Genomic DNA, 22,900 nt, shown 5'->3' with positions numbered 1-22,900 from the left:
CATGTATATCGCCCTCGTCGTTCTGATTCTTGTTGTGTGCTTCCTGCTGGCCCTCGTGGTGCTGGCCCAAAACCCCAAGGGCGGTGGCATTTCCAGCCAGTTCAGCGCCGGCGGCGCGGCCAGCATGATGGGCGTGAAACGCACCGGCGACCTGCTGGAAAAACTGACCTGGGGCTTCGCCATCGGCCTGGTGGTGCTGTCGCTGGGCACGCACATGCTCACCGGCACCACGGCCGGCCCCGTGCGCAGCGTGAACCAACAGCGCGCCCTCGAAACCAAGCTGCCCGCTCCGGCCCCTGCCCCGGGCGCGCCGGCTCCTAGCGGTGCAGCCGCTCCGGCTGGTGACGCAAGCACAGCGCCTGCCACGGCCCCGGCTGCTCCGGCCGAAGCTCCTGCCACCCCTGTTAAATAAATTTCTGCGCTTCAAGCGCTCCCGCTTTCAAAAGCCGGTGTTTCCTCATGGAACACCGGCTTTTTTTGTTGGCCACAGCCAGGTTGGCGGATTTCTGGCAACTTTGCCTCCGTCTGGCGGTTTGCTTCGGCGGCACTGCCACCTCGGGCCGATGTTGGCTCCGATACTGTCTATTTTGTCAGGTTTGGCGGAGCTGGCACGGGAAGTGAGGCAGGGGCCGGCACTGATTATTTCCACTTAACTCAATCCAAACACACCCAAAATGGCACTTAGCATGAAACCGCTGGCCGACCGCGTGATTGTACGCGCTGCCGCCGCCGAGGAGAAAACCAAATCCGGCATCATCATCCCCGATACGGCTAAGGAGAAGCCCCAGCGTGGCGAAGTAGTGGCCGTGGGCGAAGGCAAAACCGCCGACAGCGGCACCCTCATCAAGCCGCAGGTGCAAGTGGGCGACCAAGTGCTCTACGGCAAATACGCCGGCACCGAAATCACCGTCGACGGCGAAGACCTGCTCATCATGCGCGAGTCGGACATTTTCGCCGTGCTCTAAGCCGCTTGGTTTAGCACCGCGAAAATACCCAAACCCCTCATTCACCTTACTTACTACAGTTCCCAGAAATGGCTAAGAACATCCAATTCGACGTTGACGGCCGCGCCAAGCTGCAGGCTGGCGTGAACAAACTGGCCAACGCCGTGAAAGTGACCCTCGGCCCGAAAGGCCGCAACGTCATCATCGATAAGAAATTCGGCGCGCCGAGCATCACCAAGGACGGCGTGACCGTGGCCAAGGAGATTGAGCTGCGCGACCCCATCGAGAACATGGGCGCCCAGCTCGTGAAAGAAGTGGCTTCGAAAACGGCCGACCAGGCCGGCGACGGCACCACCACCGCTACGGTGCTGGCCCAAGCCATCTACACCGCTGGCTCGAAGAACGTAGCCGCCGGCGCCAACCCCATGGACCTAAAGCGCGGCATCGACAAAGCCGTGCAGGCCGTGGTGGCCAACCTGAAGTCGCAGTCGAAGAAGATTGACAACTCCTCGGAAATTGCCCAGGTGGGCACCATTTCGGCCAACAACGACGCGGAAATCGGCAAAATGATTGCTGACGCCATGGACAAAGTGGGCAAAGAAGGCGTGATTACCGTGGAAGAAGCCCGCGGCACCGAAACCGAAGTGAAAACGGTGGAAGGCATGCAGTTCGACCGCGGCTACCTCTCCCCCTACTTCGTGACCAACCCGGAGAAGATGGAGACGGAGTTTGACAACCCCTACCTGCTCATCTACGACAAGAAAGTGAGCACCATGAAGGAGCTGCTGCCCGTGCTGGAGCAAGTGCTGCAAACCGGCAAGCCCCTCGTCATCATCTCGGAGGACGTGGACGGCGAAGCCCTCGCCACGCTGGTGGTGAACAAGCTGCGCGGCTCGCTGAAAATTGCCGCCGTGAAGGCTCCCGGCTTCGGCGACCGCCGCAAGGCCATGCTCGAAGACATCGCCACCCTCACGGGCGGTACGGTTATCTCGGAAGAGCAGGGCTACAAGCTCGAAAATGCCACGCTGGAATACCTCGGCACGGCGGAGAAGGTCATCATCGACAAAGACAATACCACCATCGTGAACGGCAAGGGCTCGAAAGACGCCATCACCGCCCGCGTGGGCCAGATTAAGGCCCAGATGGAAACCACTACCTCGGACTACGACAAGGAGAAGCTGCAAGAGCGCCTCGCCAAGCTGAGCGGCGGCGTGGCCATCCTCTACATCGGGGCCAGCACCGAGGTGGAAATGAAAGAGAAGAAAGACCGGGTGGACGACGCCCTGCACGCCACCCGCGCCGCCGTTGAGGAAGGCGTGGTACCCGGCGGCGGCGTGGCCCTGGTGCGCGCCCTCGAAGCCCTCGAAAGCCTCTCGGGCCTGACCGGCGACGAGAAAACCGGCGTGCAAATCATCCGCACGGCGCTGGAGGCTCCCCTGCGCACCATCGTGGCCAACGCTGGCGGCGAAGGCTCGGTAGTGGTGCAGAAGGTGCGCGACGGCAAAGGCGACTTCGGTTACAACGCCCGTGAAGACCGTTATGAAAACCTGGTGGCCGCCGGTATCATCGACCCCACCAAGGTTACCCGTCTGGCCCTCGAAAACGCTGCTTCCATCGCCGGCCTGCTGCTGACGACCGAAGCCGTGATTTCGGACGAGCCCGAGCCCAAAGAAGCTGGCCATAGCCACGGCGATGGCGGCATGGGCGGTATGGGCGGCATGGGCGGCATGATGTAATTCACGCCGCTTGTAGCCCTGTGCTATAAGAATGAAAGCCCCGCTGGCAGTGCCGGCGGGGCTTTTTTGTATGCTGCATCAAAGCAAGGACGCCGAATTGCAGAATATTTTTATAGCTTGTACGGTTGCAAAAACAGGTTTCCCACGACGGCTAATGAGACTACAGCATTTCTCGTTTGGTAAGCCTGGAAAGCGAAACATTCTTCGATACGCTGCCCATGATGCCCAACATTCAACCTCGCCTGGAAAACCAGCAGGTGCTGCTATTGCCATTACAGGAAAGTGACTTCCCGGCCCTGTATGCCGTCGCTTCCGACCCGAAAATATGGGAGCAGCACCCTAACAAAGACCGGTGGCGGCAGGAGGTGTTTCGGACCTTTTTTGATGGGGCCATGCAAAGTCAGGGAGCCTTCAAAATCGTTGATAAAGCAACCAATGAAATAGCTGGCAGCACCCGCTTCTACGGTTACGACGAGGCAGATAATAGCATCCTAATCGGCTACACTTTCTACGGCACCCGGTATTGGGGAAAGGGGTTTAACCTGGGCGTGAAAGCGCTGATGCTGAATTACATTTTTCAGTATGTCGACCGGGTTTACTTCCATATTGGCGGGCAAAACGTTCGTTCACAAATTGCCATCGGTCGGCTGGGTGCGGAGAAGATTGCCGAGGAAGAAATTGCTTATTTCGGCGAAGCTCCCAAACCCAACTTCGTTTATAGCCTTAGCAAAGAACACTGGGCTGAACGCGCCTAATAGCTCATCAAACGCCTTGGCATTGCAACAAAAAAGCCCCGCCACTTATGTGGCGGGGCTTTTCTTATAGTTAGCCTTCCCTTAGGCCTGGGCTGCGGGCGTGGGGTAGTTGCGGGCATCCATCATCTTGGCCAGCTTGCCGCTGATGAGGAACAGGATGGCTGCGGCAGCGGCGGCCGACACCACAAACACCATGAAGAAATCGTAGAGGTTGGTGATGTGGAAGCCCAGCAGCTCGGGCGCGGGGGCCGTCGATTTGGGGTCGGGGTAGAGGCTGCTCATGTAGCCAGCCAGGTAGTTGGCGGCGGCGTTGGCGAGGAACCACACGGCCATCAGCAGCGAAGCGAATTTGGCCGGGGCCAGCTTGTTTACCAGCGACAGGCCGATGGGCGACAAGCACAGCTCGCCCACCGAGTGCAGGAAGTAGAGCGCCACCAGGAAGAACATGCTCACCTTCACGCCAGGCTGCAGGTTGTGCACGCCGAAGCACATCACCAGGTAGCCAGCGGCCAGCATGGCCAGGCCAATGGCCATTTTGAGGGGTGATGGCGGCTCGGCGCCGCGGCGGCCCAGGGCCGTCCACACAGCGGCCATGATGGGCGCGCCCACCACCACGAAGATGGCGTTCAGGTTCTGGAAAATGCTGGCCGGCAACGTGTAGCCAAAGATGGTGCGGTTCATTTGCTCATCGGCGAAGAAGGTGAGCGAGGCCGGCGCTTGTTCGAAGGCGGCCCAGAAGAACACCACGAAGAACGACACGATGAAAATCACCATGATGCCCTTCACGTCGGCACCGCTCAGGGATTTATCGCTGAAAATCATAAAGCCGATGCCCACCACGGCCACGCCCAGCAGCGGCGCAATGGTCGGGAACTTGGCCGAATCGAGCCACAGAATGCCCAGGATGATGGCCAGCAGCACCGGCAGCAGGGCGTAGATGCCCTTCACGCCACCCGACTGCACGGGGGTTTCGCCCACCTGCACGCCCTCGGGCGTGTGCAGGTATTTGCCTTTGCCCCAGTTGAAGATGACCGTGCCCAACAGCATGGCAATGCCGCAGGCCAGGAAGGCCCAGCGGAAGTCGGCCGGGTTACCAGTGTCGCCGATGAGGCTGGTGATGGTGTTGCCGATGAACGAGCCCAGGTTGATGCCCATGTAGAAAATGGTGTAGGCCGCGTCCTTGCGCTTGTCGGCCGGGCTGTAGAGCGAGCCCACCATCGACGAAATATTGGGCTTGAAGAAGCCGTTGCCCACAATCATCACACCCAGGCCCAGGTACAGCAGCCAGTGGCTGAGGGCGTGGGTTTCGGCCGCGCCATAGTTGGAGGCCGCGGCAAACAGCGTGAACTGGCCCATTGCCATCAGCAAGCCACCCGTGAGGATGGAGCGCCGGTTGCCCCAGTACCGGTCCGAAATAAAGCCCCCGATGAGCGGCGTGAGGTATACCAGGCTGGTGTAGCCGCCGTAGAACTTAGACGCGAAGGCCTTGTCCATCATCATGGCCTTGGTGAGGAACAGCACCAGCACGGCTCGCATGCCGTAGTAGCTGAACCGCTCCCACATTTCGGTGGCGAAAAGCAGGTATAGCCCGGTGGGGTGGCTGGTGGATTCCGCGGCGAGCGGGCGCTCGGCCGGGGGGGCAGTGACTGGTTGCATAGAAAAAACGCGGGTGAGAAATGAAGTTGATGGCGAGGGAAATTGGCCCGGCTGCGCACATTGTGCATTGCGGGCACAGTAAATCTAGGAAAGTTTCGGCATTGTGACGTTTGATGAGCGGAGCTGTTCCCTCGGCTTCTGTCATCCTGAGCAGAGCGAAAGACCTTCTCGCCGAAGAACAGCCTGCTGCAATTACTACTCCAAAAGGGATGTGCTGCTTCGGCTTTGCTTGATTCGCAGCCTGTTCAGGAGGACAGGGAGGCCTCCGGCTTCCCTACCTTGCCGGCCCCATCGCTCCGGTAGGCCTTGGCCCGGTAAGCGCCCGGTGCCAGCCCGGTTTGCTTCCGAAAAAACCGGGTGAAGTAGCCAGGGTCCATGAATTGAAGCTCGTAAGCAATTTCGGCCACCGAGAGCGAGGTGTATAAAAGGTAGTTGTGGGCTTTGCGGATGGTGTGGGCCTGCACAATTTGCTGGGCGGTTTTGCCTTTCACGGCCTGGCAGATGCGGTTGAGGTGCACCGGCGTAATCTTTAGCTCCTGGGCAAAATCCGAAATTTTCTTCTCGAAGGGTGCTGTCTTCTCAATGGCCTTCTGAAACTCGCGGAAGTAGTGCAGGGCGCGGTTGGGGCTGTCTTCCTTGCGGCGGTTGTGGTGCAACAGCCGGAAAATTTTCACGAACAGCAGCTTGAAATAGCCATTAATGGCCAGCTGTTTGCCGGGCAGTTCCGAGTAAATTTCTTCGTGGAGGCGCTGCTCCAGTTCCGACAAATCAGCAAAGCTGACCTCGGCATTGAAGTCCGAAAGAATGTGCACCGTGTTCAGCTCCACCAGCACGCCCGGTGTGGCCTGCAGAATGGTATCGAGCAGGGCCTCGGAGAGCGTGAGGGTGCGGCCCTTCACCTGCGGGCTGAAGGTGAAGCCGTGCACCGTGTTGGCCGGGATGATGACCAGGCAAGGCGTGCGCAGCTCCACGAGTTCCGTAGCCTCGAAGGCGGCACGGCCGGATTCGAGAAAAAAAAGCTGAAACAGATTTTCGTGCAGGTGCGGCTTGAGGCCCCAGTCGGTGAGGCGCTGCCGGGGCACAATAAGCTGACTCTGCAGGTAGTCGTGCGAAATCTGGGCGCGGTGGTCGCCGTATATTCCGTTGTAACGGGCAATGTCGGTGCGCATGGACAAAAAAGCGTAAGACCGGGACAAACTAAACCTAAAGATAGCAAGTCGTTGCATTCCTCCTACCCTAGCGGCTTGCCAAGCGCCATAATTTTGCACGCAGGCACAAATCAAGCATGCGAGGTTTGATTTGTCCTGCTAAAAAAACAAATTGTTTCACTGGTAACGTTTGCGGCGCCCGTACCTTTGTCGTAGAAGTCACGAGAGAATTCCCACCCAACACTTTCCAACGCTTTCCGGGCCATGCAACAAGACGCACAGTTTGCCGCCAACCTCCACAATCGTTTGCAGCCTCTGGGCTTCAACGAAACAGCTACCGTTCACCTCAACCTCACGCCCGCCGCGCTCGTGGAGCACGCCCTGCGCAACGGCGAGGGCCACCTCACCGATACCGGCGCTCTGATGGCCGACACCGGCAAGTTCACCGGCCGCTCGCCCAAAGACCGGTTTGTGGTGAAGGACGAAAACACCGAGAAGAGCGTGTGGTGGGGCGACATCAACATTCCCTTCGCCCCCGACAAATTCGACCAACTGCACCAGAAAATGGTAGCCTACCTGGCCGACAAGGAGCTGTACGTGCGCGAAGCCTACGCCGGCGCCAACCCCGACTACCAGCTCAAGCTACGCATCGTGAACGAGCAGGCCTGGCACAACCTGTTTTGCTACAACATGTTCCTGCGCCCCGAGGAAGGCGCTGATACGAGCTGGACGCCCGACTTTAGCATCATCTGCGCCCCCGGTTTCGAAGCCGACCCGGCCGTGGACGGCACCCGCCAGCCCAACTTCGCCATCATCAACTTCACCAAGAAGATGATTCTGATTGGCGGCACGGGCTACGCCGGCGAGATGAAGAAAGGCATCTTCGGCGTGCTGAACTACCTGCTCCCCCACGAGCGCCAGACCCTAAGCATGCACTGCTCGGCCAACGTGGGCAAGGACGGCGACACGGCCATCTTCTTCGGCCTCTCGGGCACCGGCAAAACCACCCTCTCGGCCGACCCCAACCGCGGCCTCATCGGCGACGACGAGCACGGCTGGACGCCCGATGAAGGCATCTTCAACTTCGAAGGCGGCTGCTACGCCAAGGTCATCGACCTGAGCAAGGAGAAGGAGCCCGAGATTTACGACGCCATCCGCTTCGGCTCCATTGTGGAGAACACGCGCTTCATCCCCGGCACGCACACCGTGGACTACGCCAACAAGTCGGTGACCGAAAACACCCGCACCGCCTACCCCATCAACTTTATTCCCAACGCCATCGAGCCCGGCGTGGCCGACGCGCCGAAGAACATTTTCTTCCTCACGGCCGATGCGTTTGGGGTGATTCCGCCCATCAGCAAGCTTGATAAGTCGCACGCCATGTACCTGTTCATGAGCGGCTACACGGCCAAAGTGGCCGGTACCGAAATGGGCGTGACCGAGCCGCAAACTACGTTCTCGGCCTGCTTCGGCGCGGTGTTCCTGCCGCTGCACCCCACCAAATACGCCGAGATGCTGGGCCAGAAAATGGACGAGAACCCCGACATCAACGTGTGGCTCATCAACACGGGCTGGACGGGTGGCAGCTACGGCACGGGCTCGCGCATGAAGCTGCCCTATACCCGCGCCATGATTACGGCCGCCTTGAACGGCCAGCTCGATGACGTGAAGTTCACCAAGCACCCCGTCTTCGGCATGATGGTGCCCGGTGCTGTGCCCGGCGTTCCTTCCGAAATCCTGGACCCGCGCAACACCTGGGCCGACAAAGACGCCTACGACCACACCGCCAACTCGCTGGCCGAGAAGTTTGTCGAAAACTTCAAGAAGTACGCCGAGTTTGCCAACGAGGAAATCCTGGCCGGTGCCCCCCGCTTGGCGGTCGAAGCATAAGCTTCCGCAACAGTTCACTCACCACTAAAAAGCCCCGTCGGTTGCAGCCGACGGGGCTTTTGCTGTATTATTTATTCCTCAACAATTGAGTGGCCAAGATGCGTTAGCACTTGTTTCAGGCCTTGATAAGTTGCTGTATCAGCATAAACTTCCTCGCCCATGTGTGTTACCATTCTGTCGCAACTAAAGCAAATATTTAGCACATCTATTAGCTTATCCTGTGCATCATAAAAAGCCAGAGCGTCTCGGTAAATCGGCGCGCACATCCAATCGAAGCTATTGACAACAGGTAGTTGTAAAAAATGCCGTATTCGCTCTGTGTCAGCACAATCGACACCAATCTTTGCAATAGGAAGGGCCGTGATATGGAATGCACCTGCTCTATCCGTTAATGGCATCAAGTTCAACCCCCACAACTGCTCCAAATTTCTAAGCTGTGCCCTTATTGCGGGTAGTTCGGACGCACTGACATGCAACAATTGCTTCCGATTTCTCTGAAATAACTCGCCTGCTGCCGCTTTAAGTTGCGTGAGTTTCCCGCCGCGATTGAATGAATAACTGATGATATAGTTGCAGTCTAGCTTGGAAATGAATTCAGCTGTCGTCATTTAGCAATTATAACCAGCAAACAACGCCGGGCAACCGCCGCGTCCGAAAACACAGCCATTGCCCGGCGTTGTTTGCCGCATTTATGTGGCTGCTACGGCCGCTGCTTATTAAGCTGATTCCTGGTGGTGGGCCGCCCCAGCCATGCGGCCAACGCCACGCCGGCCCCGGCCAGAAGGGCGGTACGGAGGGCCGGGCTGCCGGTAGTCACGGCCTCAGTATAGAAGCTGGTTTCGCGGGTGTAGCCGGGGTAGTTGCCACGCTCGTGCAGCGAGCCGGCGGGGCGGTCGAGGCCGTTGTGGTTGAGCGGACGCGGAGGCTCGCTGCTGTGCTCCTGCCGGGCAAAGGCCTTTTCCATGTATTGGTCGAACAAGGCGGGCGTCCAGCGCTGCATGCCGATGAAGGCGCGGCCTCCACCGCCCACCACGATAGCCCGCTCCGGCGTGACAGCGGCGTGCAGAATGGCGCGGGCCACGGTGTCGGGGGCGTAAGCAGGCGGGCCGTGTTTGGCCTCGCGGTGCATGTAGTTTTTGGCGTGCACCGTGTAGGGCGTATCGATGGACGAGGGCTGGATGAGCGTGACGGACACCGGGGCGCCGTCCATTTCCAGCTCCATGCGCAGGCCGTCGGTGAAGCCTTTCACAGCGTGCTTGCTGGCCGAGTAAATGGTTTGCAGAATGGCCGTGACATCCGACAAAATGCTGCCCACGTTGATGATGGCGCCGCCCTTCGCTTTCAGATGATTGGCGGCTTCCAGCGAGCCGTAAACGAGGCCCCAGAAGTTGGTCTCGAACAGCTTGCGCATGTCGGCCACGGGCACCCGCTCCAGCTTGCCATAGATGGACACGCCCGCGTTGTTGACCCAAGTATCGTAGCCACCAAAAGCTTCCTCGGCCGCTTGGGCAATGCGCCGCACATCGGTTTGCTGGCTCACGTCGGCCACCACGTAAATGGCCTGGCCGCCGGCCTGCTCGATTTCCTGGCAGAGCAGGCGCAATGCAACTTCGCTGCGCGCGGCCAGCACCAGCCGGGCGCCTTCCTTAGCCGCCATACGGGCCGTGACCAAGCCAATGCCCGACGAGGCACCGGTGATGACCATGACCTGGTCTTTAAGTTTTTTAAGGTTGGTTTTCATATCAAACAGAAGTTGAGAAGCAAAAGACTAAGCACTTACCGGAGCCAGTGCTGGCGGCATCAGCCCATCGGGCTCATCCGAGGTAGAGTCGTCGGTGGCTGGCATTTCCCGGGCCCCGCCAAACAGCCCTGACAGCAGGCTTGCGCCCACGCTGATGGCGCCGAATATGAGGAAGGCGTTGCGGGCCTGGCGGCGGCGCGAAAAACCAGCTAACCACGGAAGGGCCATGGTGCCCACGCCCGCGCCAAAATCCAGCGCTAAGTGTGCTTTGTAAGGCATCGCCTTGAACACGCCCCACTCGGCACGGGTGAGCATGGTGGACGCCAGCACGCCGCCGCTGATGAGGCGGGCCAACCGAGCGGGCGTATGGTGGTGGGCGAAGCCGAAAAGGGCGGGTGCGGCGGCTACAGCGGGCACGTAGAGGTAGTCGGCCACCCCGTGCAGGGGGCGGGGAATAACGGGAGTATCCATAAGGAAAGCAGGAATTGGAAATGTGGAGTATTCCCTACGCCGGCCAACGGCAGGCCGTTATGGCTCAGCTTGCATTTTAGTATCAAACCCGCCTTTTGGCGCTGTCTTCCGTTCTTTGCACCCATGCATACTTTCTTCGCGCCCGACCTCGTCGGCCCCACCTACACCTTGCCCGAAGACGAAAGCAAGCACGCCATTCGGGTGCTGCGCCTGGGCCTGGGCGACACCGTGGAACTGCTCGACGGCCGCGGGGGCCGCTACCAGGCGGCCGTGGCCGATGCCAACCCCAAGCGCTGCCAGCTGCGCATCATCCAGCACGAAACCGTGGCGCCCCGCCCCTACTTCACCCACGTGGCCGTGGCCCCCACCAAAAACCTCGACCGCATGGAGTGGTTCGTGGAAAAAGCCGTGGAAGTGGGCGTCGAGCGCATCAGCTTCCTGCGCTGCGCCCGCTCCGAGCGCCGCGAGCTGAAGCTGGAGCGGCTGGAGAAAATTGCCATCAGCGCGCTTAAGCAGAGCGGCCAGGCCTGGCTGCCGCAGCTGGATGAACTGCAGGACTTTGCTGCTTTCATGGCCGGCGTGGCGCCCGCAACCACCTTCATAGCCCACCTCGAAGAGGGGGAGCGCACGGCCCTGGCGCAGGTTGCCGGCGCGGGGCCAGGCTGCTGCGTGCTCATTGGGCCGGAAGGCGACTTTACACCCCAAGAAATTGAGTTGGCCATAAGCAAAGGGATTCGGCCCGTGACGTTGGGCGCTTCGCGGCTGCGCACCGAAACGGCGGCACTGGCGGCCGTGTTCACGGCGCACGTGGTGCGTGCATAGCTGCCCCTGTCGCCGCGCTGCCGGGCCTTTGCTTCAACTCGGCAGCAAGTTATTTCACCGTTATTTTAAGCAATGTGCTGCCAGCAAGGGCGTAGCCACTCTGCGCGCTGTAGAAGCTAGCCTGTCGGATGGTGCCCACGGTCTTCAGCTCGATTTCGCTCCAGCTATTCCCTGCGTCCTCCGACTGCCGAAGCGAACCGCTGTAGGTGCCAAAGTCGCCGCCGCTGTACGTTCCACTGCCGAAAATTAAGCAGTTGGTGGCAGTCAGGGGCGTTATTACCTGGGCCGAGAAATTGCTGCTGGTGATGGGGGTCCAGTTCGCGCCGTCGTTTGTGGTTTTGTACACAATGGAATACCCGGAGGCGCAAAAACCGATGCCCGGGCCGAAAGCCAACTCATTCAGGTAAGGATACGCGAATGTGGCCGCCTCGCTCCAGCTAGCGCCATCCTCAAGGCTGCGAATAATTTTTCCTGCGTTTCCCCCGCTGCCGCTGTTGCCGCTGGCCCCGTAGCCCAAGTGGAGGTCAAAGGCGATTTTGTTGAGCTGGTAAGGCCAGCTGGCAACCGGCGTCCAGGTGGCCCCGGCATCGCTGCTTTTTATTATTTGGCTGCCCGTGGTATTGGCGACGGCAAACAAATCGCCGACGCTGTTCACGGCTATCGCCGCCAGGGCGGCCCCGTTCACGCGGTGAACTGCGGCCCAGGTAATGCCCGCGTCGGTGGTTTTCAGCACCAGCCCGCCAGGCGGCGTGCACCCGGACCCGGTGCACTGAACTGAGCCGCCCACGATGTAGCCCACGCGGGCGCTAGTGAACAAAATCTGCAGCAGGGGCAGTTGGGTGGGGGTACCCACGCTATATTGCAGCGACCAGCTTCGACCCCCGTCGCTTGTGCGGTACACCTTGCCGTCGTAGGTGCACACAATGCCCACGGATGCGTCAAGAAAAGTCATCGCCTGAATCCAGGTGGGCAGGTTATTCGCCACCAACTCAACCTTGACCGCGGCGTTCTCAAATGGCAACGCCGTGGCCACCGTCCGGGGCGTCGTGGGGCTTTCGTTTTCCTTTTTACAGCCCGTCAGGACAAGAAACGTGGCTAGGATGAGGAAGCAATGCGCTTTCATGCGGCTGGCTGGCGAAGGTGAATGCTAGTTGTGCGGGCATGACCGACCACTCGGGCCTGAAGTTGTATCAACTGGTCAAAGAACCACGCAACCGCCTCCGCTGCGCATCCAAGGCGCTAAAAACAAGAAGCTGCTAACCTATTCCTCCACCAGCGCCGAGCCGTCGGCCTGGGCGTCGGCGGCTTCGCGCAGCTTGGCGGCGGCTTTGGCCAGCTTCTTTTTGCGCCAGGGAGCGTCCTGTTCCCAGTCGCCGGCCATGATGCAGCCGTAAGGCCGGATTTCGTCGATGACGGTGGCCAGGTTGAAATCGGTGATTTGCTGCTTCACGTCTTCGGCATTTTTGTAGGCGCTGGGCAGCTCCGAAATATCGATGCGGTTGAAGAAAAAGCGGGCGTCGATGCCCTGCGTTTCTTCGGCAAACACCTGCTCGTCGGTTTTGCCTACAATGCTGCGCTTGTGGCGGGTGCGGCTGAGGTTGCGGCCGGCGCCGTGCGGGGCGAAGCCCAGGTTGTTCGCATTCGTGTCGCCTTCCACAATCAAAATGGGCTGGGCCATGTTGAGCGGAATAATGCGCGGACCGGTAATGTCGGGCATGAACTTGGGGTCGAGTGGCGTGGCCCCCTTGGCGTGGTAAAACACGTCGCCGTCGCGGAATACGAAGTTGTGCTCGTTCCAGTAGCGCTGCTGCACGGGCGCACTCAGCTTGGCGGCAATGGCGTCGTGCAGCACCAGGTGGTTGAGCTTGGTCCACTTGCGCACGGTTTGCAGGGCGGCCCAGTAGTTTTCGCCTTCGGGTGTGTTAGTAGGAATCCAGGCGTTGGCCGGGTCGGTATCGGGCGAGATATCGCGCCGGAAAAACTCGGCCACCTTCATGCCGTTGCCATAGAGCAAGGCGCCCACGCCGCGCGAGCCGTGGTGCGTCACGAGCACCGTGTCGCCGGTGGCGGCCGATACCCCCACGTAGAGGAAGTGGTTGCCGTCGCCCTGCGTGCCGAGGTGCTCGCGGGCCATTTTCAGGCTGCGCACCGAGCTCAGGAATGGGTTGGCTTCCAGCTCGGCCAGCAGGTCGTCGGGCAGGGCAAACTGCTGGTCGGCTTCGCGCCCGCCGGGGCCGAAGTGCGTGATTTGCTGAGCCGTGTCGAGCACGGTTTTGGGGTCGGTTTTGCCCAGGTTGGTCAGCATCACCGAGCAACAGATATCGGCCGAGTGCATGCCCGGGTGGATGGCGCCGCGGGCCGCCACCACGCCGCCCACCGGAATGGTGCCCAGCGGCCCGGCCGGGCAGGCATCGGGCATGATGGCCCCGCCCACCACCGTGGGCGTGCGCATGAGCAGGTCCATCGACTTTTTCACTTGGTCGATGTTGTCCTGCTCTACGGCCGAGGCGGCGCGAATATTCTCGTAGAACGGCACAGGCTGCGCCAGCAGTGGTAGTACCGGCGCAGGCTTCACGGTGTCGAGGTAGGCGTGCAGGGCATCGCGTTCCAGCCCGTGGGCATTGATGTGTTCCAGCGCGTCTTTAAACCATTTGCCGGGCTTGAGGCCCAGGTTGAGGAGGTCTTTACCCGTTACCATGTGGTGGGTGGTTGAGGTATAATAGCAGGCGAATGTACTCTGCTTGGCCTGGTGCCAAATCTGCACCGGCTGCTGTGGGCCAGCCAACTACTCAGCGTTGAACTCGAAGTAAGAAAGGTAAGATTCCTGGTCAAACTCTCGGAAATAGAACAGCTCAAACGCCATGTACGACAGCATGCTCATAGCAGGGCCAATGTCGGCATCAGTCGCCAAGGGCCGGAACGAAATGAGTTTATCGCCTTGGTCGTAGCGTCGGAACCCTAGCCGTTGAAGCACCCGCCGCCTTTTCTTAGGCAGGTGGTAGTGCTCCCGGTGTCGCCGCACTTCGGGCAAGGTGATGATGAGCGTGCGGCGGGCCAGCCGGAAAGTAAGATACAAGCCCATGGCCCGGCTCAAAGTCAGCGTGAAGCCTGTAATGCGGCCGTGCAGCAGCTTGTGCAGGGCCTCTGCCACAGCCGTGGTTTGCGGGCGGGGCAGGCGAACCTGGGCTTCCCACTCGGCCAGCTTTTTTCGCTCATCGGCAATCCAGGCGGCATAGTAGCCCCCCCGGTGGCCGGCGCGCTCCTGCTGGCTGAATTTCTCCAACGACTCGATGTGCCGGAGCGCAGCTACTTTTTCATCGTGTCGGTGGTCGCGCAGGTTGTACAGCGTTTGCAGCTGCATGTTCACCAAAAACAGGCCTTTCGAGAAGCGGTGCGCCATGCCGTGGTCAAACTCCTCCACGCACTCGTTTAGCTGCTCGTTCAGCAGCCGGCGTTCGGCTTCGTAGTGGACAATGAGTTGGTTTAGCTTGCGACGCATGGCGCGGCTTCCTCCCGAATAGATGAGCCGGCAAGCTACGACGCCGGGCCATTCCAACCTTGGCGCCTATTCCTGCGGCTCCACGTGAATGAGTATGTTGCCCAGTTGCGGCAGCTGGGCGCGCAGCGTGTCCTGCAGCCGGTGCGCTATTTCGTGGCCCCGACGCACGCTGATGTCGCCGCTCACGTTGGCGTGCAGGTCGACGTGGTACTGCATGCCGGCTTTGCGGATGTAGCACTTCTCGGTGCCCAGCACGCCCTCCACCTGCTGCGCCACGGTGCGGATTTCGGCCACCAGGTCGTCGTACACGTGCTCATCGAGGATTTCGCCTAGCGCGGGCCGGAAAATCTGGTAGCTGTTGTAGAGGATGAAGCCGGCGGCAAACAGCGCGGCCCAGTCGTCGGCGGCCTCGTAGCCTTTGCCCAGTAGCAGCGCTATGGAAATGCCGATGAAGGCCGCCACCGACGTAATGGCATCGCTGCGGTGGTGCCAGGCATCGGCTTTGAGCGAGGACGAGTTGGTTTCCTCCGCCTTTTTCATCACCGTGCGAAAAGAAATTTCCTTCCAGACGATGATGCCCGCCAGCACGGCCAACGTCCAGGACCGGGGCAGCGCGTGGGGCGTGCCAATGTTTTGAATGCTTTCGTAAGCAATGATGGTGGCCGAGGTGATGAGGAAGCCCACCACTAGAAACGTCACCAGCGGCTCGATGCGGCCGTGGCCGTAGGGGTGGTTGGCGTCGGCGGGCCGGTTGGCGTATTTCAAACCGAGCAGCACCAGCACCGACGCGAATATGTCGGCGGTCGACTCAATGGCATCGGCCACCAGCGCGTAGGAATTGCCGAAAATACCGGCCGCGCCTTTCAGCAGCGCCAGGCTGGCATTGCCGGCGATGCTGAAATAAGTGGCCTTGATGGCGGTTTCTTCCTTGGTCATAAGGACTGGCTTAGCGGCGCAACCGCCACGCCCGTGGGCTGAAGAGGTGCATGCTCTATTTCAGGTAATACGCCCGCAGCAGCTCCATTGCCTCTTTGGGATTGGCCGTGCACTCGCGGCAGAACGTGCCTACGCCGTTCACTGGCCCTTCGTACTTCCAGGCAAACGTTCGGGGGGCGTCGGTGGCCGAATCGGCCACTTTCAGCTGGCTGCCACTGGGAATGATAGTGAGCAGGCGGTCATCGGCCAGGCGCACGGCGAAGCTGGCGCCGTTGGTTTTGCCGGTTTGGGGCAGGTAGTTGCCCCTGATTTCGTTTCGGTTTTTGCCGCGGGTGTAATAGATATCGGCACGCTTGCCATCCTTCACCCAGAAGCTCAGTTCCTCATATTGCTCGGTGCCCGGCTTGCCGGTTGCGTACGAGGCTACTTTGCTTTGAGCCTGCGCCGTGTTTGCGGTCAACAGGGCAAACGCGACGGCCGCAGCGGCCGCAAATAGGGCTGATGGCTTTATCATGGTTGGATGCAGAAAGTGCTTGGCCCAACTTACTAAATCGACCTTTGAAAAGTTGCTGCGCGGCTACGCAACTTTGGCCACTGTGCTGCTTCTGGCGGCCCACAGTTGCCGGATGGCCGCCAGGTGCGCCAGCAGCACCAGCGGCACCACCACAGCCGGGAGCCAATTGAACGGGAAATGCAGAATGGCCACGTTGGGCTGGTCGAAGGCAAACTGTTGGAAGCGGGTGGGCGCCGCCAACAGGGCATTGGTCACAATATTGAGCAGCAGGCCCAGGCACACAAAATTCCAGGCCAGCAGCCACCCGGGGCCAAGCGTTGGCCGCCGAAACACCAGGTAATACACAACTGGCGCGCTCAAGCCCGAAAGAATGTCCCAGTTGCGGCCCGCAAAAGTCATGAGCTCCGGCACGGCGCGGTACACGTACAAGCCGTACAGCACCAACTCAACCGGAATGCGGACTACGTGCAGCATCGTCAGCGCAGGCAGGTCAAGGGCGTCGAGGTAGTGCCGGCCGCGCGCTGTGCCAAACAGGAGCGCAATAAGCAGCACGGGCGGCGCAAGCAGGGCCATTGGCCGTGGCGGCAGGGAGTTGGTAACGGTATAGAAACCGCTCAGCTCCACCCCGGCCTGCAGCCCCAGCCACGCCAGTAGCACGGCCAGCGTGCGCCTCGAATAATGAGCGGCTCGGTAAAAACAGGCAATGGTCAGCAAGGCGATGAGGCCGAAGGCGAAAGGAAGGGCAGTGGGCAGTTGTTGCATGGCGAAATGCGGTTAAAAACGACCTCACAAAGGAACCCGCGCCGCCAGGCAAACCTGCTTGCCAAATGACAGGAAATCACGCCTTGCCTCCACCTTTTGCGCCAGCCCGAATCCGGCTCAGGGAAGTATCCGTCACCCCGAGGTACGTGGCTATGTGCTTTATCGGGGCGTGTTGCAGTACTTCGGGCGAGCTATGGAGCAATTCTTCGTAGCGCTCGGTGGTAGAGTTGGTTATCATGGCCAGCATCCTGCTTTTCAGGGCCGCGAAGCCCTGCACCAGCACCCCCCGCCCAAACTCCCGGAACTCGGGGCGGGCGTGGAACAAGGCGTTGAGTTGGGCAAAAGAAATAACCCAGCCCGCACAATCGGTCAGGGCCTGGATGTTTTCTTGGGAAGGCGTACGGTTGAAAAAGGACGATACCTCTAACACGGTTTGCCCGCTGGGATAAAACGCGGTGGTGACCTCGTTGCCGTCGGGGTCGCTGGCAAACGCCCGTAGCAGGCCGTGGTCGAGAAAGAAATAGTCGTCGCACACCTGGCCCTTGCGCAGCAAAAACTCGTTTTTGGCCAAGAGTTTGGGGCTGAACTGAGCGGCTATTTCCAGCGCCTGCTCCGCGTTAATCGGGCCTCGGCTTTGCAGGAACCGCCGCATTTTTTCGGGTGATGGGTTTGTGAGGGACGACCGCATGCCGCTAAAATTACCACCGGGCTTCACAAGGCATCTGGCCGGCGCGGCGGCAACCAGCATGCCACGGTACCGTCTTTGGGCCCCGCACGGGCTGAACTTTCCCATTCGGCCGTTACTTTATACCGCTGTCGGGTTGGCCCCGATGCTGATTCCCATGCTCAAACATTTGCTGCTCAGCCTCGCGCTGCTCTTCACCCTTACGGCCGCCGCGCCCGCGCCCAGCTTCCGCATCGCCAAGCTGCACTACGGCGGCGGGGGCGACTGGTACGCCAACAAAACCTCGCTGCCCAACCTCATCAGCTTCTGCAACCAGACGCTGAAAACCAACATCGCGCCCGACGAGGCCACCGTGGAGCTCGACGCACCCGAACTCCTCACCTACCCCTTCGTGCACATGACTGGGCACGGCAACGTGAGCTTCACCGCCGCCGAAGCCAAAAACCTGCGCCAGTACCTCGTTGGCGGCGGCTTCCTGCACATCGACGACAACTACGGTCTCGATAAATTCATCCGGCCCGAGATGAAAAAGGTATTTCCCGAGCTGGAATTTGTGGAGCTGCCCTACTCCCACCCCATCTACCATCAGAAATATCAGTTCCCCAAGGGCTTGCCCAAGGTGCACGAGCACGACGGCAAGCGCGCCCAGGGCTTTGGCCTGATTTACAAAGGCCGACTGGTATGCTTCTACAGCTATGAATGCGACCTCGGCAACGGCTGGGAAGACGTGGGCACCTACCCCGAAGACTCACCCGCTGTGCACGAAGCCGCCCTGCGCATGGGCGCCAACCTGGTGAGCTACGCCCTCACGCAAGACTAAACGCCGCTTTCAGCTCTACGGCCGCCGCACTTTGCGGCGCCACAGGCCGCCCCAGGGCTGATGCCACCAGGTAGGAATGGGCGCGTCGGGCACCACGGCCGGGCGCGACTCCTGCGGCGTGGCCGCGTTCTGGGCCTGCATGAGCAGCACCTTGGTATAAAAAGCATCGTCGGAAAGCGCGGGGCCATCGCCGGCAGGCCGCGGGGGCCGCTCCTGCCGCTCACGGGCCGCCGTGACCCGGGCCTTGTACCACCACCACGCCACCAAGGCGCCGAGACCCAGGAAAATCAGCAGCAAGGTTTCTAGCTTTCCCATAGTCATAAGGTACGGCGCCAAAGCGGGCAAGGCCAAACCTAGCGCACGCCTTTCTCGGGGAAACGCCCGGTGACCTGACGGTAGAAGGCTTTGATTTTGGCTTCGTCGGCTTCGTAGTCGCCGGTGGGCCACACGGCCTCACCAATGCCGGCTTCTTTCTTGGCGTAGTCGAGGTAGCCCAGCCGGATGGGCACGTGCGCGCCCAGCGCCGCAAAGTAGTAGCCCTTGCGCCAGCGGGGCTGGTAGGCGCGGGTGCCTTCCGGGGTGATGAGGATGACCAACTCGTCGTGCTCATTAAAGAGCTTCACCATACCGTCCACGAGGCTGTTGTTGCGGCTGCGGTCCACGGCCAGGCCACCAATGGCTTTCACCAGCCAGCCCAGGGCCCAATGCTCGGTCCACTCCTTTTTCACGGTGAAGCGCACCGGCACACCCATGAGGTAAAACGCGGCCCGGGCAATGATGATGTCCCAATTGCTGGTGTGCGGGGCCGCAATCATGATACTCTTCTTGATATCGGGGTTGTGAATCTCGCCCAAGTGCCAGCCTGCTACCTTGAATACGAGCGTGGCCATGGCGTGCCAGAAGGGGGATTTTTCGCGGGGAGTCATGCGGGGCAGGGCAACTGGAAGTAAGCAGCGCGGTTGCGCCAGGAATATAAATCAGCCACCTAGGGCGGCATTTCAACTGCAAAGATGCGCGGCCGGCTTTAATGCGGCGCCGTGCTTCGCTTCGGCCCTACTTCAGCAACGCCGCCAGGGCATCAGCCTGCGCCAGGGTGTAGCGGTAGCCAATATCGAACAGTTCGGCGCCGCTCTTGTAGCTCAGGGGGCGGTAGTGGCGCAGGTCGGGCGGCTCCAACAACAAGTCGCACTGGGCCTTGCGGCTGGTGGTGTTGGCATTGATGGCCAAGTGCAGGGTGCGCTCGACGAGCCGCCGGAAAGTAGGAATGCGCGCCTCGGGGTTGATAGGGTTGCAGTTGACGCCCACCACGCGCAGGCCGGCGTGGCCCAGCAGGGGCTCCACCGGCAAATTGTTGAGTAAGCCACCGTCCACCAGTTGCCGCCCCTGGTACTCCACTGGCCGGTACACAATGGGCACCGCCGATGACGCCAGCAGCGGCGGCAGCAACGGCCCGGTGCTGAAATACACCGATTCACCCGCCATCAAATCAGTAGCCACCAGCGTGAGAGGCAGGCGCAGGTCCTCAAAGTTGGCCGTGCTGCCCAGGTGGCGGGCCAACAGCTGCGCCACGGCATCGAGGTGCAGCAGGCCAAACCGGCTGAAGGCGGGCCGCGTCAGCCGCACCATGTTTGTTTCCTGCAACAGCCGCAGAATTTCCCGCGGCGCAAAGCCCGCCGCGTAGAACACGCTGGCAATGCCCCCCGAGCTTGCGCCCGATAACCGCCCCACCGGCAGTTGCAACTCCTCCAAGGCCGCCAGCACCCCCAAATGCGCAATGCCGCGCGCCCCTCCTCCTGATAAAGCCAAGCCGATGGCAGATGAGTGGATTGGTGGATTGGCGGGCTGGTGTTCGGGCTGCACGGTTCTTAAATTGGTGGAAGCGTAGCGTCGTGGATTATTAATCGGTACGCCCTTGTACGGGCTTCTTCAATAATCCATCAATCCACTCATCCGCCAAATTATAAATCTGCCAGACGCAGGGTTTCGGCCAGCCGCACGCCCTTGTCGGTGTGCTGCACTGTGCATGCTTCGTTGAGTGGGTCGTGTTCAAGCACCAATACCCAGTTTTCCTCGGCCGCGCGGCGCAACACGGCTTCTTTTTCGGTCATCGTCACCAGCGGGCGCATGTCGTAGCTCATCACGTAAGGGAGCGGAATGTGGCCGGTGCTGGGCAGCAAATCGGCCATAAACGCCAGTGTGCGGTCTTTGTAATCCAGCAGCGGCACCATCATCTTTTCGGTGTGCCCGTCGGCCATGATGATTTCGCGCAGCTGCGGCAAGGCGTCTGGCACCCCGCCATCCAAGCCCACAAACTTCAAGTGCCCGCTTTCCTGAATGGGCAGGATGTTTTCCTTTAGAAAGCTGGCTTTCTCGCGCGGGTTAGGCGCCACGGCCCAGTCCCAATGGGCCTCATTGCTCCAGTACGTGGCATTCGGAAAAGCCAGCTGCAGCGCCCCGTCGGGCCGCCGCTGCACCGAGCCACCGCAATGGTCGAAATGCAGGTGCGTGAGAAAAACATCGGTAATGTCGGCGCTGGTAAAGCCCAGCTTGCGCAAAGACTTTTCCAGCGTATCGTCGCCGTGCAGGTAAAAATGGCCCCGAAACTTCTCGTCCTGCTTGTCGCCAATGCCATTGTCGATGAGCAGCAGCCGGTTGCCGTCTTCCACCAGCAGGCAGCGCATAGCCCAGGTGCACATGTTGTTGGAGTCGGCCGGGTTCAGCTTCTGCCACATGCTTTTGGGCACCACGCCAAACATGGCGCCGCCATCGAGCTTGAATAGGCCGGTGTCGAGGGTATGGATTTTCATGTTTGAGTTAGCAGAATAAATTTTAAAAACGTCATGCTGAGCGCAGCCGAAGCATCTCTACTGCGCAATGCAAATATTCGCTATTGCGGTAGAGATGCTTCGGCTGCGCTCAGCATGACGGTCCTTTCTGTTATGAACGGCGAATGTTATTCCATCACCACGCCCATGGCCGAAAACTTGTCGATGCGCTGCGAAATCCGCTCCTCGGCCGGCACAGCGGCCAGTTCCTTGAGGGCCTTCAGCAACGTGGTTTTCAGCGTTTCAACCATGCGCTCCGGGTCGGTATGCGCCCCGCCCAGCGGCTCTTTCACAATCCCGTCCACGAGGCCCGCCTTCTGCATGTCGGTGGCTGTTAGCTTGAGGGCTTCGGCGGCCTGCTCTTTATAATCCCAGGAGCGCCACAGTATGCTGCTGCATGATTCCGGCGAAATCACGGAATACCACGTGTTTTCCAGCATCAATACCCGGTCACCGATGGCGATGCCCAGCGCCCCGCCGCTCGCCCCCTCCCCAATGATGACGCACACCACGGGGACTTTCAGCATAAACATCTCCTTGAGGTTGCGGGCAATGGCCTCGCCCTGTCCCCGCTCCTCGGCCTCCAGTCCCGGGAAAGCGCCCGGCGTGTCAATCAGCGTCACCACCGGCACGTTGAACTTCTCGGCCAGCTTCATCAGGCGCAGGGCCTTGCGGTAGCCCTCCGGGTTGGGCATGCCGAAGTTGCGGTATTGGCGCTGCTTGGTGTTGTGACCTTTTTGCTGGCCAATAAACATGACCGTTTGGCCGCCAATCTCGCCGAAACCGCCTACCATGGCCTTGTCGTCGCCCACGGTGCGGTCGCCGTGCAGCTCCACAAACTTATCGGCCATGCCTTCGATATAGTCTAAGGTATAAGGCCGGTCGGGGTGGCGCGAGAGCTGCACGCGCTGCCAACGGGTGAGGTTGGCATAGGTTTCCTTTTTGAGCTGCTTGATGCGCTTTTCGAGCGCTGCTACGGCTTCGCCCACTTCCACGTCGCTGTCGGCAGCGAGTTTCTGCATTTCAAGAAGCTTGCCTTCGAGGGCAGCAATGGGTTGTTCAAAGTCGAGGAGCATGGAGCGACGAATGGCTGAGCAAATGAGAATGTGTCGGGAGGCAAAAATAACGCGCTTTGGCGGGTCGAACGGTATTTCCACCCGCTCCACTGGCCCTCAAATATCGGTTGTAAGGGCGTCGGCTAAGTTAAATCGCCTGCCAACGCAATGGTGACTGAAAAATAATCAGGCTGATAAACAACCTTCAAGCACCAAATCGAGCCCAATTCCAGAAAAATATTGGCCTCATCCTTGCGGGCGGTCAATTTCTTGCTCTACCTTTGCAGCACCAAAACGGAGAAGCATACGGCTTCTCCACCAAGGCAAACGGTTTGGTAGTTCAGTTGGTTAGAATGCCGCCCTGTCACGGCGGAGGTCGCGGGTTCGAGTCCCGTCCAGACCGCTCGTTTGTCAAAAGGCCGTTTCCAATACGGAAGCGGCCTTTTTCTTTCCTAACACGCGTTTCAGTATCAGCCGATATTGAAGCGACTTACTTACCGCAAAGCAGGATTACCGCCTGCCCTGCGGCTTTAAAACGGCAGAGCACACGGCTTTTCCGTCCAAGCAAACGGTTTGGTAGTTCAGTTGGTTAGAATGCCGCCCTGTCACGGCGGAGGTCGCGGGTTCGAGTCCCGTCCAGA

General features: G+C 60.1%; 24 protein-coding genes and 1 tRNA gene. 8 read left to right on the top strand and 17 right to left on the bottom strand.

The window, feature by feature from the left end; genetic code table 11:
• Position 1 precedes the first annotated feature (1 nt).
• The 4 genes from secG to I2I01_RS00110 all read left to right on the top strand — a co-directional run bounded on the left by secG (position 2) and on the right by I2I01_RS00110 (position 3,435).
• Complete coding sequence (gene secG, locus I2I01_RS00125; protein ID WP_196284395.1) at positions 2-412, top strand: preprotein translocase subunit SecG; 411 nt, start codon at positions 2-4, stop codon at positions 410-412.
• Positions 413-674: 262 nt separating this feature from the next.
• Entirely contained in the window at positions 675-965 is a 291-nt protein-coding gene (gene groES / locus I2I01_RS00120) for a co-chaperone GroES (RefSeq protein ID WP_196284394.1), read from the top strand.
• 68 nt (positions 966-1,033) lie between these two features.
• On the top strand, positions 1,034-2,680 hold the full coding sequence (gene groL / locus I2I01_RS00115) for a chaperonin GroEL (RefSeq protein ID WP_196284393.1): 1,647 nt from the start codon (positions 1,034-1,036) through the stop codon (positions 2,678-2,680).
• A gap of 218 nt (positions 2,681-2,898) precedes the next feature.
• Positions 2,899-3,435 (top strand): GNAT family N-acetyltransferase, encoded by a 537-nt coding sequence (locus tag I2I01_RS00110; RefSeq protein ID WP_196284392.1) that lies wholly within the window; start codon positions 2,899-2,901, stop codon positions 3,433-3,435.
• 81 nt (positions 3,436-3,516) lie between these two features.
• Here I2I01_RS00110 and I2I01_RS00105 read toward each other — a convergent pair whose 3' ends face one another.
• A complete protein-coding gene (locus tag I2I01_RS00105) occupies positions 3,517-5,091 on the bottom strand; it encodes a peptide MFS transporter (RefSeq protein ID WP_196284391.1) in 1,575 nt (524 codons plus the stop codon).
• A 245-nt stretch (positions 5,092-5,336) separates the two neighbouring features.
• Entirely contained in the window at positions 5,337-6,260 is a 924-nt protein-coding gene (locus tag I2I01_RS00100; protein ID WP_196284390.1) for an AraC family transcriptional regulator, read from the bottom strand.
• Positions 6,261-6,503: 243 nt separating this feature from the next.
• Between I2I01_RS00100 and pckA the strand changes: the two genes are divergently transcribed.
• Entirely contained in the window at positions 6,504-8,129 is a 1,626-nt protein-coding gene (gene pckA / locus I2I01_RS00095) for a phosphoenolpyruvate carboxykinase (ATP) (protein WP_196284389.1), read from the top strand.
• A 71-nt stretch (positions 8,130-8,200) separates the two neighbouring features.
• Here the strand turns inward: pckA and I2I01_RS00090 are convergent, their stop codons facing one another.
• The 3 genes from I2I01_RS00090 to I2I01_RS00080 form a co-directional block, all read right to left on the bottom strand.
• Entirely contained in the window at positions 8,201-8,737 is a 537-nt protein-coding gene (locus tag I2I01_RS00090) for a hypothetical protein (protein WP_196284388.1), read from the bottom strand.
• A gap of 92 nt (positions 8,738-8,829) precedes the next feature.
• On the bottom strand, positions 8,830-9,870 hold the full coding sequence (locus I2I01_RS00085; protein ID WP_196284387.1) for an SDR family oxidoreductase: 1,041 nt from the start codon (positions 9,868-9,870) through the stop codon (positions 8,830-8,832).
• A gap of 27 nt (positions 9,871-9,897) precedes the next feature.
• The gene (locus I2I01_RS00080) at positions 9,898-10,341 is read right to left on the bottom strand and encodes an SPW repeat domain-containing protein (protein ID WP_196284386.1); all 444 of its coding nucleotides are present in this window, start codon (positions 10,339-10,341) and stop codon (positions 9,898-9,900) included.
• A gap of 123 nt (positions 10,342-10,464) precedes the next feature.
• Here I2I01_RS00080 and I2I01_RS00075 point away from each other — a divergent pair, with 123 nt between their 5' ends.
• Complete coding sequence (locus I2I01_RS00075) at positions 10,465-11,163, top strand: 16S rRNA (uracil(1498)-N(3))-methyltransferase (RefSeq protein ID WP_196284385.1); 699 nt, start codon at positions 10,465-10,467, stop codon at positions 11,161-11,163.
• Positions 11,164-11,212: 49 nt separating this feature from the next.
• Here I2I01_RS00075 and I2I01_RS00070 read toward each other — a convergent pair whose 3' ends face one another.
• The 7 genes from I2I01_RS00070 to I2I01_RS00040 form a co-directional block, all read right to left on the bottom strand.
• Positions 11,213-12,286: a WD40/YVTN/BNR-like repeat-containing protein gene (locus I2I01_RS00070; RefSeq protein WP_196284384.1), complete on the bottom strand. Its 1,074-nt coding sequence runs from the start codon at positions 12,284-12,286 to the stop codon at positions 11,213-11,215.
• A gap of 138 nt (positions 12,287-12,424) precedes the next feature.
• A complete protein-coding gene (locus I2I01_RS00065) occupies positions 12,425-13,861 on the bottom strand; it encodes an RtcB family protein (protein ID WP_196284383.1) in 1,437 nt (478 codons plus the stop codon).
• Positions 13,862-13,948: 87 nt separating this feature from the next.
• Positions 13,949-14,662, bottom strand: coding sequence for a hypothetical protein (locus I2I01_RS00060; RefSeq protein WP_196284382.1), 714 nt, complete (start codon positions 14,660-14,662; stop codon positions 13,949-13,951).
• 66 nt (positions 14,663-14,728) lie between these two features.
• Positions 14,729-15,598 (bottom strand): cation diffusion facilitator family transporter, encoded by an 870-nt coding sequence (locus I2I01_RS00055; protein WP_196284381.1) that lies wholly within the window; start codon positions 15,596-15,598, stop codon positions 14,729-14,731.
• Positions 15,599-15,653: 55 nt separating this feature from the next.
• Positions 15,654-16,112, bottom strand: coding sequence for a hypothetical protein (locus I2I01_RS00050; protein ID WP_196284380.1), 459 nt, complete (start codon positions 16,110-16,112; stop codon positions 15,654-15,656).
• Positions 16,113-16,175: 63 nt separating this feature from the next.
• Positions 16,176-16,874 (bottom strand): hypothetical protein, encoded by a 699-nt coding sequence (locus I2I01_RS00045; protein ID WP_196284379.1) that lies wholly within the window; start codon positions 16,872-16,874, stop codon positions 16,176-16,178.
• 76 nt (positions 16,875-16,950) lie between these two features.
• A complete protein-coding gene (locus I2I01_RS00040; RefSeq protein ID WP_211537733.1) occupies positions 16,951-17,526 on the bottom strand; it encodes a Crp/Fnr family transcriptional regulator in 576 nt (191 codons plus the stop codon).
• A gap of 190 nt (positions 17,527-17,716) precedes the next feature.
• Between I2I01_RS00040 and I2I01_RS00035 the strand changes: the two genes are divergently transcribed.
• A complete protein-coding gene (locus I2I01_RS00035) occupies positions 17,717-18,379 on the top strand; it encodes a DUF4159 domain-containing protein (protein WP_196284377.1) in 663 nt (220 codons plus the stop codon).
• Between the two features lie 15 nt (positions 18,380-18,394).
• Here the strand turns inward: I2I01_RS00035 and I2I01_RS00030 are convergent, their stop codons facing one another.
• From I2I01_RS00030 to I2I01_RS00010, 5 genes are all read right to left on the bottom strand, one after another.
• A complete protein-coding gene (locus I2I01_RS00030) occupies positions 18,395-18,694 on the bottom strand; it encodes a hypothetical protein (RefSeq protein WP_196284376.1) in 300 nt (99 codons plus the stop codon).
• A gap of 38 nt (positions 18,695-18,732) precedes the next feature.
• Entirely contained in the window at positions 18,733-19,305 is a 573-nt protein-coding gene (locus I2I01_RS00025; protein ID WP_196284375.1) for a 1-acyl-sn-glycerol-3-phosphate acyltransferase, read from the bottom strand.
• A 127-nt stretch (positions 19,306-19,432) separates the two neighbouring features.
• The gene (locus I2I01_RS00020) at positions 19,433-20,239 is read right to left on the bottom strand and encodes a patatin-like phospholipase family protein (RefSeq protein ID WP_211537732.1); all 807 of its coding nucleotides are present in this window, start codon (positions 20,237-20,239) and stop codon (positions 19,433-19,435) included.
• A 98-nt stretch (positions 20,240-20,337) separates the two neighbouring features.
• On the bottom strand, positions 20,338-21,186 hold the full coding sequence (locus I2I01_RS00015; protein WP_196284374.1) for an MBL fold metallo-hydrolase: 849 nt from the start codon (positions 21,184-21,186) through the stop codon (positions 20,338-20,340).
• 146 nt (positions 21,187-21,332) lie between these two features.
• Positions 21,333-22,280: an acetyl-CoA carboxylase carboxyltransferase subunit alpha gene (locus I2I01_RS00010; protein ID WP_196284373.1), complete on the bottom strand. Its 948-nt coding sequence runs from the start codon at positions 22,278-22,280 to the stop codon at positions 21,333-21,335.
• Positions 22,281-22,588: 308 nt separating this feature from the next.
• Between I2I01_RS00010 and I2I01_RS00005 the strand changes: the two genes are divergently transcribed.
• Positions 22,589-22,662: transfer RNA gene (locus I2I01_RS00005), tRNA-Asp, on the top strand.
• Positions 22,663-22,900 lie beyond the last annotated feature (238 nt).

Source organism: Hymenobacter properus (genome assembly GCF_015694735.1).
Lineage (GTDB): Bacteria > Bacteroidota > Bacteroidia > Cytophagales > Hymenobacteraceae > Hymenobacter > Hymenobacter properus.
This window is presented reverse-complemented; position numbering and strand designations above follow the sequence as displayed.

What these genes read in the sequence shown, in the direction of transcription:
- secG (WP_196284395.1), top strand. Translation starts at nt 2, where the DNA reads ATGTATATCGCCCTCGTCGTTCTGATTCTTGTTGTGTGCTTCCTGCTG.
- groES (WP_196284394.1), top strand. Translation starts at nt 675, where the DNA reads ATGGCACTTAGCATGAAACCGCTGGCCGACCGCGTGATTGTACGCGCT.
- groL (WP_196284393.1), top strand. Translation starts at nt 1,034, where the DNA reads ATGGCTAAGAACATCCAATTCGACGTTGACGGCCGCGCCAAGCTGCAG.
- I2I01_RS00110 (WP_196284392.1), top strand. Translation starts at nt 2,899, where the DNA reads ATGATGCCCAACATTCAACCTCGCCTGGAAAACCAGCAGGTGCTGCTA.
- I2I01_RS00105 (WP_196284391.1), bottom strand. Translation starts at nt 5,091, where the DNA reads ATGCAACCAGTCACTGCCCCCCCGGCCGAGCGCCCGCTCGCCGCGGAA.
- I2I01_RS00100 (WP_196284390.1), bottom strand. Translation starts at nt 6,260, where the DNA reads ATGCGCACCGACATTGCCCGTTACAACGGAATATACGGCGACCACCGC.
- pckA (WP_196284389.1), top strand. Translation starts at nt 6,504, where the DNA reads ATGCAACAAGACGCACAGTTTGCCGCCAACCTCCACAATCGTTTGCAG.
- I2I01_RS00090 (WP_196284388.1), bottom strand. Translation starts at nt 8,737, where the DNA reads ATGACGACAGCTGAATTCATTTCCAAGCTAGACTGCAACTATATCATC.
- I2I01_RS00085 (WP_196284387.1), bottom strand. Translation starts at nt 9,870, where the DNA reads ATGAAAACCAACCTTAAAAAACTTAAAGACCAGGTCATGGTCATCACC.
- I2I01_RS00080 (WP_196284386.1), bottom strand. Translation starts at nt 10,341, where the DNA reads ATGGATACTCCCGTTATTCCCCGCCCCCTGCACGGGGTGGCCGACTAC.
- I2I01_RS00075 (WP_196284385.1), top strand. Translation starts at nt 10,465, where the DNA reads ATGCATACTTTCTTCGCGCCCGACCTCGTCGGCCCCACCTACACCTTG.
- I2I01_RS00070 (WP_196284384.1), bottom strand. Translation starts at nt 12,286, where the DNA reads ATGAAAGCGCATTGCTTCCTCATCCTAGCCACGTTTCTTGTCCTGACG.
- I2I01_RS00065 (WP_196284383.1), bottom strand. Translation starts at nt 13,861, where the DNA reads ATGGTAACGGGTAAAGACCTCCTCAACCTGGGCCTCAAGCCCGGCAAA.
- I2I01_RS00060 (WP_196284382.1), bottom strand. Translation starts at nt 14,662, where the DNA reads ATGCGTCGCAAGCTAAACCAACTCATTGTCCACTACGAAGCCGAACGC.
- I2I01_RS00055 (WP_196284381.1), bottom strand. Translation starts at nt 15,598, where the DNA reads ATGACCAAGGAAGAAACCGCCATCAAGGCCACTTATTTCAGCATCGCC.
- I2I01_RS00050 (WP_196284380.1), bottom strand. Translation starts at nt 16,112, where the DNA reads ATGATAAAGCCATCAGCCCTATTTGCGGCCGCTGCGGCCGTCGCGTTT.
- I2I01_RS00045 (WP_196284379.1), bottom strand. Translation starts at nt 16,874, where the DNA reads ATGCAACAACTGCCCACTGCCCTTCCTTTCGCCTTCGGCCTCATCGCC.
- I2I01_RS00040 (WP_211537733.1), bottom strand. Translation starts at nt 17,526, where the DNA reads ATGCGGCGGTTCCTGCAAAGCCGAGGCCCGATTAACGCGGAGCAGGCG.
- I2I01_RS00035 (WP_196284377.1), top strand. Translation starts at nt 17,717, where the DNA reads ATGCTCAAACATTTGCTGCTCAGCCTCGCGCTGCTCTTCACCCTTACG.
- I2I01_RS00030 (WP_196284376.1), bottom strand. Translation starts at nt 18,694, where the DNA reads ATGGGAAAGCTAGAAACCTTGCTGCTGATTTTCCTGGGTCTCGGCGCC.
- I2I01_RS00025 (WP_196284375.1), bottom strand. Translation starts at nt 19,305, where the DNA reads ATGACTCCCCGCGAAAAATCCCCCTTCTGGCACGCCATGGCCACGCTC.
- I2I01_RS00015 (WP_196284374.1), bottom strand. Translation starts at nt 21,186, where the DNA reads ATGAAAATCCATACCCTCGACACCGGCCTATTCAAGCTCGATGGCGGC.
- I2I01_RS00010 (WP_196284373.1), bottom strand. Translation starts at nt 22,280, where the DNA reads ATGCTCCTCGACTTTGAACAACCCATTGCTGCCCTCGAAGGCAAGCTT.